Raw genomic sequence first — 9,620 nt, 5'->3', positions numbered from 1 at the left:
TATCCTCTACCCTGTATCCTCTACCCTGTATCCTCTACCCTGTATCCTCTACCCTGTATCCTCTACCCTATTCTCTTCTTTACTCCCCACTCCCTGATAAATATTAAACGCATGATAAACTTTTGTATTACTTCATCAGATTTACTCAGCACGATCGCGGCTATAACGATAAATATTATTACCTTTGTTAAAATGTCATTCTCTAGCTAGATTGGTTAAAGGCGGCAACAGCTGTTTTGGCAACAATGTAAACTGGATGTCAGCAGCAAACCCCAAATAATTTGTCCACCCCTAAATTAATATATTTTGTCACAGCTTATGAACCCTGCCCTAACTCAAATTGGCGCTCAAATGTCCAACCTGACCGGCGTCAGAGCAATCATGAAGGATATTATCGAAACATTACGAGCGGGTGCAGGGCAGCATTTTATTAATTTGAGTGCTGGTAATCCGTTGATTTTGCCAGAGGTAGAACAATTATGGCGGGATTGCACTGCACAGCTTTTGGCTAGTCCAGAATATGGTGAGGTAGTTTGCCGCTACGGTTCAAGTCAGGGCTATGCACCTTTTGTGGAAGCGATCGCTAACGATTTTAACAAACGCTACGGGTTAAACTTAAGCGATCGCAATATCCTCATTACCCCCGGTAGTCAAACCCTTTACTTCTACGCTGCCAATACCTTCGGTGGCTACACCCCCAGCGGTGAGTTAAAACAAATCGTTTTGCCTCTCAGCCCTGACTACACAGGTTACGGCGGCATTTGCTTAGTTCCAAAAGCCTTAACTGCCTACAAACCAACTCTCGATATTGATGCAGCTGCCCACCGATTTAAATATCGCCCCGACTTTAGCAAACTTACAATTACAGAAAATACGGGTTGTGTCCTCTTCTCTCGCCCCTGTAATCCCACTGGTAACGTCCTCACCGATGATGAGGTGAAAAAGATTGCCGCCCTAGCTGCGCCTTACAATCTACCCGTGTTAATTGACTCAGCTTATGCGCCCCCCTTCCCCGCATTAAATTTTACCGAAATGACACCAGTGTTTGGTGATAATATCCTCCACTGTATGAGTTTATCGAAAGCGGGATTACCAGGAGAAAGGATTGGTATAGCTATTGGGGATGAAAAGTGGATTGAAGTGCTGGAGTGTTTTCAGGCAAATATGAGTCTCCATTCTTCACGTTACGGCCAAGCGATCGCAGCTTATGCAATCAATTCTGGTGCTTTAGTGGAAATTTCTCATACTGTCATTCGTCCCTTTTACCAAAATAAATTTACCGTTTTAGAAACTAGCTTAGAACAAGCGATGCCCAAGAATTTACCTTGGTATCTCCATCGCGGTGAAGGGGCAATTTTTGCGTGGTTGTGGTTACAAGATTTACCCATCAGTGATTGGAAATTTTATCAGCAATTAAAGCAAGTAGGTGTGATTATTGTTCCTGGAAGTACCTTCTTCCCCGGTTTAGAGGAAGAATGGGCGCACAAGCACCAATGTTTCCGCATCAGCCTCACCGGCAGCGATGAGGAGATTGCCACTGCCATGCAACGTTTAGCAAAAGTAGCTGAAGAAGCTTATAAAGGTGCGGCGGTGACTGCCTAGTACCGTAAGGCGGAATTAAAAATTAAAAATTAAAAATGAATACAGCGTAAGCGTTTCATTGATTTGGAATGGTGAGGCAGTCCGGTCTTCTCCCAAAGGGAAAGGCTACCGCCAAGGGGGTTCCCCCCATGAGGAACTGCCGAACCCGTTAGCGCAGCGTTAGCGAGTCATCGAGCGTCAGGGGTGGTTTATTTCCGCCGTGTTGTATTAGTAGGAAAAATGGAAATGAAACACGAAGAAGCTAATAAAGAGATCGGAGGCAGAGGGGCAGAGAAGCAGAGGGGCAGAGGGGCAGAGAAGCAGAGGGGCAAGAAAGTAGGAGGAAATTCAAAAATTCAAAATGTCCAATCTCCAGCCCCTAATCTCCAGCCCGTAGTTGCCAGTCCCCAATCCCCAGCCCCCAATCTTGATGATTGGCTAGAAATTGGTAAAATTGTTTCCCCGCAAGGATTGTCTGGAGAATTACGGGTTTACCCTGTATCAGACTTTCCCGAAAGATTTGAGGTTCCAGGAAAACGTTGGTTGTTGTGTTCAGGTGACATAGAACCACAACCAATCGAATTATTGACAGGACGTTATATCAGTAACAAAAACTTGTATGTCATCAAATTAGCTGGTGTGGAAAATTGCGATCGCGCGGAGGCGTTGCGCGGTTGTAAGTTAATGGTGCCAGCTAGCGATCGCCCCCAATTAAGCGAAGATGAATATCATGTCCTCGATTTGATTGGCTTGGAAGTCTTCATGCAAGCATCTGGCGAACTCGTGGGTACGGTGGTAGACATCATCCCCGCTGGCAATGATTTGTTAGAAGTAAAATTACACCCATCTTTTACCACTGACAAAGAACAAGTGACAAATGACAAAAAACAAAAGACTATTTTGATTCCATTTGTGGAAGCGATCGCACCAGTAGTAGACTTGAAATCTAATCGCATTGAAATCACGCCACCGCCTGGATTATTGGAAATTAATAATTAGCTCGTTAATTGATCGGTTATGAGAGTTTAGTTATCAATTTCTTATCTCATCAAACTCATTCTGGACGGGAGCAAGGGGTGAGTAATTATTCTCTTAATGAGAATTACTGTATATTTTGAGGTATGCCAGATTATACTCTCAAGATTTGCTCTATGATTGCTCTACCTGGTATCGCCATCCAAGACAAGATATACGAAAGTTCTAATTCTCTAGTGTATCGAGGCATCAGAGACGATGAAGTAGCGATCGTCGTAAAAATGCTAAAGCTTGATTATCCCTCACCTCAAGAACTGACCCGCTACAGACAGGAATATAAAATTACCCGTTCCCTCAATCTGGAAGGAGTTATCAAGGCATACAGACAGCAGGACTATCAACGCACTCTGGTGATTCTCTTAGAAGATTTTGGGGGAGAGTCGCTAGAGAAATGGATGCACAAGCGCCCAAATATCTTCTGCCCCATGCCCTTATCCACTTTTCTCGGTGTTGCGATCGCCCTCACCGATATTCTAGGCAGAATCCATGCAGCCAATGTCATTCATAAAGATATCAACCCTGGAAACATAGTCCTGAATCTGGATACTGGGGTTGTCAAAATTATTGATTTTGGGATTGCCACCCAATTTAACCGCACGAATCCGACTTTCAAAAGTCCTCATGTTTTAGAAGGGACACTTGCATATATATCTCCAGAGCAAACCGGGCGGATGAACCGTTTACTCGATTACCGCACCGATTTTTACTCCCTTGGTGTGACGTTCTACGAACTGCTAACTGGACATCTGCCGTTTTCCACAACGGACATACTTGAGCTAGTCCACTGTCATATAGCTAAACAGCCTGTTCCGCCTCATGAAATAAATACAACGATTCCTAAGCCAGTTTCAGATATTATTCTTAAACTGATGGCGAAAAATGCACAAGAACGCTATCAGAGTGCCTGGGGAATCAAAGCGGATTTAGAAATCTGTGCTGACCAATTAAAAGAAATCGGTCAAATCTCTAGCATTCAACTTGGGCTTCAAGACGCTTCGGGTCAGTTTCAAATTCCCCAAAAACTTTATGGGCGGGACAAAGAAGTTGCAATGTTACTGGCGGCGTTTGTTCGCATAGCGTGTCCAGAGTCAAATCCCGTCGCTGCTTTATCAAACAATTCAGAAACAACTTCACAAAGCGAACAAAGAGGCAAACCAAAATTCCAAGTCGAAATGATGTTGGTATCAGGCTATGCTGGCATAGGGAAATCTGCGTTAGTGCAAGAAATCTATAAACCAATTACCCAAAAGCGCGGCTATTTTATCTCTGGTAAATTCGATCAATTTCAGCGTAATATTCCTTACAGCGCGATCGCAAATGCCCTGCAAAAATTGGTGCAGCAATTGCTCAGTGAACCAGACGAACAAGTGCAACAGTGGCGATCGCTCTTACTTACAGCTTTGGGAAACAACGGACAAATCATCGTTGATGCGATCCCCGAAGTTGAATTAATTATCGGCAAGCAGTCGCCCGTACCAGAAGTTGGAGCAACTGAAGCTCAAAATCGCTTTCATCGAATCTTTGGGCAGTTCGTGCGGGTGTTTTGTTCAGAATCACATCCCCTGGCGATCTTCTTAGATGATTTGCAGTGGATAGACTCAGCAACGCTGAAGTTAATCGAGTTGATGTTGCTAGATGAGCAAACCAAATCACTATTTTTGATTGGAGCTTATCGAGATAATGAAGTAAATCCAACCCATCCATTAGCATTAATGCTAGAGAGACTGCGAAAACAAGGGGCAGTGCTTCAGGAAATTACCCTAACACCATTAACTCTGGGCCCGTTGAGTCAGTTAATTGCCGAGACGCTACATCGAAATGCAGACACCGTTCGTCCGTTAGCTGAGTTAGTATTGCGTAAAACTGAGGGCAATCCTTTCTTTGTCAGTGAATTTTTGAGAATGCTACATAGCGAAAATTTATTGATATTTGATGCTGAACACTTAAGTTGGCAATGGAACATTGCTCAGATTCAAGCCCAAAATATCACCGAGAATGTTGTGGAGTTAATGCTTCACAAGCTAAAGAAACTACCAGAGAATACACAGCAAATTCTGCGTTTAGCCGCTTGTGTTGGGGCTGAATTTAATTTAGATACATTGTCGATTGTTTGTGAGAAAACTCCTAAAGCGATTTTCCGGGATTTACTGGCAGCCATCCAAGCTGGGTTAATTCAACCTCTATCTGAATTAGACGAAGACTTGTTAATTCAAGAGTATAAGTTCTTGCACGATCGCGTGCAGCAAGCAGCATATATCTTAATAGATGAGTTGCAAAAACAAGTTGTTCATTTACAAATTGGCCGCAATCTCCTCGGAAAAATTTTGTCAGAGAGACTATCAGACAGACTGTTTGAAATTGTCGATCATCTCAATCATGGGATTGAGCTTGTTGCAGATCAACCCGAACGCAATGAAATTGCTAGATTAAATTTCATCGCCGGACAGAAAGCAAAAGCGGCGATCGCCTATAGTATGGCTCAAAAATATTTAGCCACAGCAAGAGTTTGGCTAGCAGCTGCTAGCTGGCAAACAAATTATGACCTGACATTAGAATTATATTTAGAAACAACAGAAGTCGCGTATTTATGTGGCGATTTTGAACAGGTAGAATACTGGGTGGCGATCGTTCTACAAGAAGCCAAGACTATTCTCGACACCGTAAAAGTTTACGAAGTCAAAATTCAAACCGACATCGCACAGAACCAGCTATTAAAAGCAATTAACACTGGATTGCAAGTGTTGCAGCAACTGCGGATCAGTTTTCCCGAAACCCCCAGTCAGTCAGATATTCAGCTTGAACTAGACGCGATCGCATCACTCTTTAGTGAGAAGCAGATTAAAGACTCGATCCATTTACCGCAAATGACCGAGCCAGACAAGTTAGCAGCAATGCGAATCCTCTCTAGAATTACGATTACGGCCTGGATTGCCGCTCCTGATTTAATGGCCTTAGTGGTATCTAAACAAGTCAGCTTATCATTCGAGCATGGAAATTCCTTTGCGTCTTCCTTTGCTTATGCCAACTTTGGATTAGTTCTGTGTGGAAAGGTCGAAGACATCGAGACGGGCTACGAGTTTGGACAGTTAGCTTTAAGGCAGTTGTCACAACCTAAGTCCCATTCACTCAGAGCTAGAACATTGCTCATCGTGAATACCTTTATCATTCATTGGAAAGAGCATGTAAGAGAGACATTGCAGCCATTACTAGAAGTCTATCAAAGTGGGCTAGAAACCGGGGATTTAGAGTTTGCTGCCTATGGCGCTCACTCTTATTGCTTTAACTCCTATGTTGTCGGAAACGAACTCGTGGAGGTTGAACGCGAGATGGCGCGATACAATGAAGCACTTCGTCAAATCAAACAGGAAACAGCACTAACCTGGAATCAAACATTTCACCAGGCGATCGCCAATTTGATGGGATACTCGGTCAACCCAACCCGTTTAGTTGGCAAATTCTACAATGAGGAGAATGGATTGCCACAACACGAAGCAGCAAATGATGGAACTGCAATCTTTGATGTCTATTTTAGTAAACTTTTCCTGTGCTACCTATTTTCTGAGTATACTCAGGCAGTTGAAAACTCAACCATAGCAGAACGTTATTTAATCCGAATAACAGGCACACCTATTGCGCCTTTTTACTACCTATATGATACTTTGGCAAGACTCGCAACATACCCCGAAAGCAGCGCTCAAGCGCAAGAGGAAATACTCAAAAAAATTGCAGTTAGCCAGGAGAAAATAAAGCAATGGGCACATTATGCGCCCATGAATCATTTGCATAAATATCATTTATTGCAAGCAGAGACTGCACGAGTTTTGAGTCAGTTACTTGAGGCAGAAGAATTCTACGAGCAAGCAATTCTTGGGGCTAAAGACAACGAGTATTTGCAAGAAGAAGCATTAGCTTATGAATTAGCTGCTAAACATTATCTGGCAAGAGGTAGAGAAAAAATCGCCCAAACTTACATGAAGGAAGCACATTATTGCTATGAACGCTGGGGAGCATACGCGAAAGTCAAAGATTTAGAAACTCGCTATCCCCAGCTATTTCCTCAGTCGTCGGGCATGGCTCACACGCCAATTCGCACTACTTCTGGAACTACCTCTAATCACTCACCTATCGCTTTCGATTTAGTAGCAGTGATGAAAGCTTCCCTTGCGATTTCGAGTGAAATTGAACTGGATAAGTTACTCAGTTCCTTGATGAAGATATTAATCGAAAATGCTGGCGCACAAACAGGATTTTTGATTTTGGAAAACTCAGGAAAATGGGTGATCGAAGCTTCTTGTGAACTCAATGACGGTGAGAAGGTCTGTGCTACGCAAGTGCTACAATCGCTCCCAACTGCAAATCATTTACCTGAATCAATTATTAATTATGTTATCCATACTCATGAATCTATCATATTAAATGATGCAACTCGGGAAGGTCATTTTATCAATGAGCCATATATTCAGCAGAACCAAATTCAATCACTGCTCTGTTTGCCACTGCTGAATCAGAGCAAGCTTGTCGGCGTGTTGTATATAGAAAATCGGTTAGCGGCTGGGGCATTTACACCAGAGCGATCGCAAGTCTTAAATCTGCTATCCACTCAAGCAGCGATCGCCATTGAAAATGCCAAACTTTACTCCAAGCTCCGGAAGAGTGAAAGTCAGATGGCTCAATTTCTAGAAGCGATTCCGGTGGGAATTGGCATCGTCGATGCGGCAGGTTGCCCTTACTACGCTAATCAACGAGGCGTTCAGTTAATGGGCAAAGCGATTGATTCTTCTGTCCCACCGGGTCAACTTTCAGAAGTTTATCAATTCTACATTATGGGAACAGATCAAATCTACCCAACAGAAAGACTGCCAGTCATCCGGGCATTAAGCGGCGATCGCACCAGGGTTGACGACATAGAAATTCACCAACACAACGTAACCATTCCCGTTGAGGTATGGGGAACTCCAGTTTTTGATGAACAGGGCAATGTAGTTTATGCGATCGTCGCCTTTCAAGACATCACAGAGCGCAAACAAGCAGAACACCTCTTAGCCAATTACAACCGCACTCTAGAGCAACAAGTCGCAGAACGAACTTCCGCTTTACAAAAAAGCGAAGCCGCACTGCGCGATGTCTACGACAAGCTTCGCTTACGCGAACAAGAATTACGACTGATCGCAGACGCTCTACCAGTTCTGATCAGCTATGTGGATGCAAATCAGCGCTATCAGTTTGTTAACCGTACCTATGAGGTTTGGTTTAACCGTAGTCGAGATGAGATTTTGGGCAAGTATGTTCATGAACTTCTGGGTGAGACGGTTTATCAACGGTTTGAGCCGTATATCAATCAAGTATTTGAAGGGCAAACTGTAACCCTGGAAGCAGAAATTCCCTTTTCGTTTGGTAAAAGGTGCATCAGTGCTACCTTGATCCCCGATTGCGATCGCCCAAGGGGCAGTGCCAAAGGCGATCGCAATGCTCAATTGAGAGGATTCTACAGTCTAATCACAGACATTAGCGAACAGCGAAATGCGGCGCTGCGCGAACAAAAACGCGCCGAGCAAGCCTCAATTCTGGAAGAACGCAACCGCATGGCGCGAGAAATTCACGATACGCTAGCCCAGTCTTTCACAGGCATTCTTGTTCAAGTGGGAGCTGCAACGCAAGTGCTAGCGGACGATATAGAAGCGACACAGGCACACCTGGAAATAATTGATGAACTAGCACGAATCGGACTTGCTGAGGCGCGGCGATCGGTGGTAGCGCTTCGTCCTCAGCTATTGGAAGATGGCAATTTACATAGTGCCCTTCATCGCCTTGTGACTCAAATGAGAGCTGCTGCGGATACCGCTCTGATCTACGAAATCAAAGGCACAGCCTATTCCTTGCCAGCCGAGGTTGAAAATAACTTACTACGAATTGGACAGGAAGCATTAACCAATGCCATAAAATACGCTGATGCTGCCGAAATTCGTGTTGAGTTGGTATATGACAATGCCCAATGTCTTCTGCGCGTTAAAGACGATGGACGAGGTTTTGGGGTTGGTACAATCCCATCGGTTGGCGGATTTGGATTGCTGGGAATGAGCGAGAGAGCAGAACATCTTGGAGCGCAACTGAGTATTCAGAGCCAACCTGGGCAAGGAACAGAAATTGTTGTCATTGTCAATCGAGAGTGAGAATATTATTAAAAATGCACTGGTTACAAACGTAACCTGTAGTAGCTCAATTTTTCATTCTTCATAATTATGAGCCAATCAACGAATATTCGGGTTCTGATTGTTGACGATCATTCCATTGTCAGGCAAGGATTGACAACCATCATTAACCGTGACCCAGAGATGACGGTGATTGCTCAAGCAGAAAATGGACAACAGGCGATCGCGCTTTTTCGTGAATACCAACCAGATGTAACGCTAATGGATTTACGAATGCCCCAGATGGCAGGAGTTGAAGCCATTACTGCTATTTGTGCTGAATTTATTGCTGCCCGAATTGTTGTGCTGACAACCTACGATGGTGATGAAGATATTTATCGCGGATTACAGGCAGGCGCTAAAGGATATTTGCTCAAAGATGCTAAACCCAATGAACTTCTGAGTGCCATTCGCACAATTCATCGCGGTCAGCAGTATATTCCACCCGAAGTAGGGGCAAAACTGGTGCAGAGGATGAGCAATCCAGAACTGAGTGAGCGAGAGCTAGATGTACTCCGTTTAATGGCGCAAGGAATGAGTAATTTAGAAATTAGCAGTACTTTGAGTATCGGTGAAAGCACCGTTAAATCTCACGTTAATCGAATTTTGAGTAAATTGGGAGTGAGCGATCGCACTCAAGCCGTGATTATTGCTGTTAAACGAGGAATTGTCAATTTGTAATATCAATTGTGCAATTAAATATCTATATAATTAAATTCCCCCCTTTTAAGGCTACCATCTACACACAAATCTTTTAAAGTTACTACGTAATCTAAAGTAAGTTAATTTTTGCAGGTCGATGCAACAAAGGTGCAG

The 9,620-nt window shown here is 43.7% G+C and carries 4 protein-coding genes; all 4 read left to right on the top strand.

The features are described from left to right. Nucleotides 1-318: 318 nt before the first annotated feature. The 4 genes from ACM0OX_RS22070 to ACM0OX_RS22055 all read left to right on the top strand — a co-directional run bounded on the left by ACM0OX_RS22070 (nt 319) and on the right by ACM0OX_RS22055 (nt 9,485). Entirely contained in the window at nt 319-1,602 is a 1,284-nt protein-coding gene (locus tag ACM0OX_RS22070; protein ID WP_414517114.1) for a valine--pyruvate transaminase, read from the top strand. Nucleotides 1,603-1,827: 225 nt separating this feature from the next. After that, nucleotides 1,828-2,580 (top strand): ribosome maturation factor RimM, encoded by a 753-nt coding sequence (rimM, locus tag ACM0OX_RS22065; RefSeq protein ID WP_414517113.1) that lies wholly within the window; start codon nt 1,828-1,830, stop codon nt 2,578-2,580. A 152-nt stretch (nt 2,581-2,732) separates the two neighbouring features. Beyond that, on the top strand, nt 2,733-8,786 hold the full coding sequence (locus ACM0OX_RS22060; protein WP_414517112.1) for an AAA family ATPase: 6,054 nt from the start codon (nt 2,733-2,735) through the stop codon (nt 8,784-8,786). 69 nt (nt 8,787-8,855) lie between these two features. After that, entirely contained in the window at nt 8,856-9,485 is a 630-nt protein-coding gene (locus tag ACM0OX_RS22055) for a response regulator (RefSeq protein WP_414517110.1), read from the top strand. Nucleotides 9,486-9,620 lie beyond the last annotated feature (135 nt).

This window comes from Nostoc sp. PCC 9305 (assembly GCF_963920915.1).
Classification (GTDB): domain Bacteria; phylum Cyanobacteriota; class Cyanobacteriia; order Cyanobacteriales; family Nostocaceae; genus Nostoc.
Note: the sequence above shows the minus strand (reverse complement) of the source record. Positions and strands in the feature narration are given on the sequence as shown.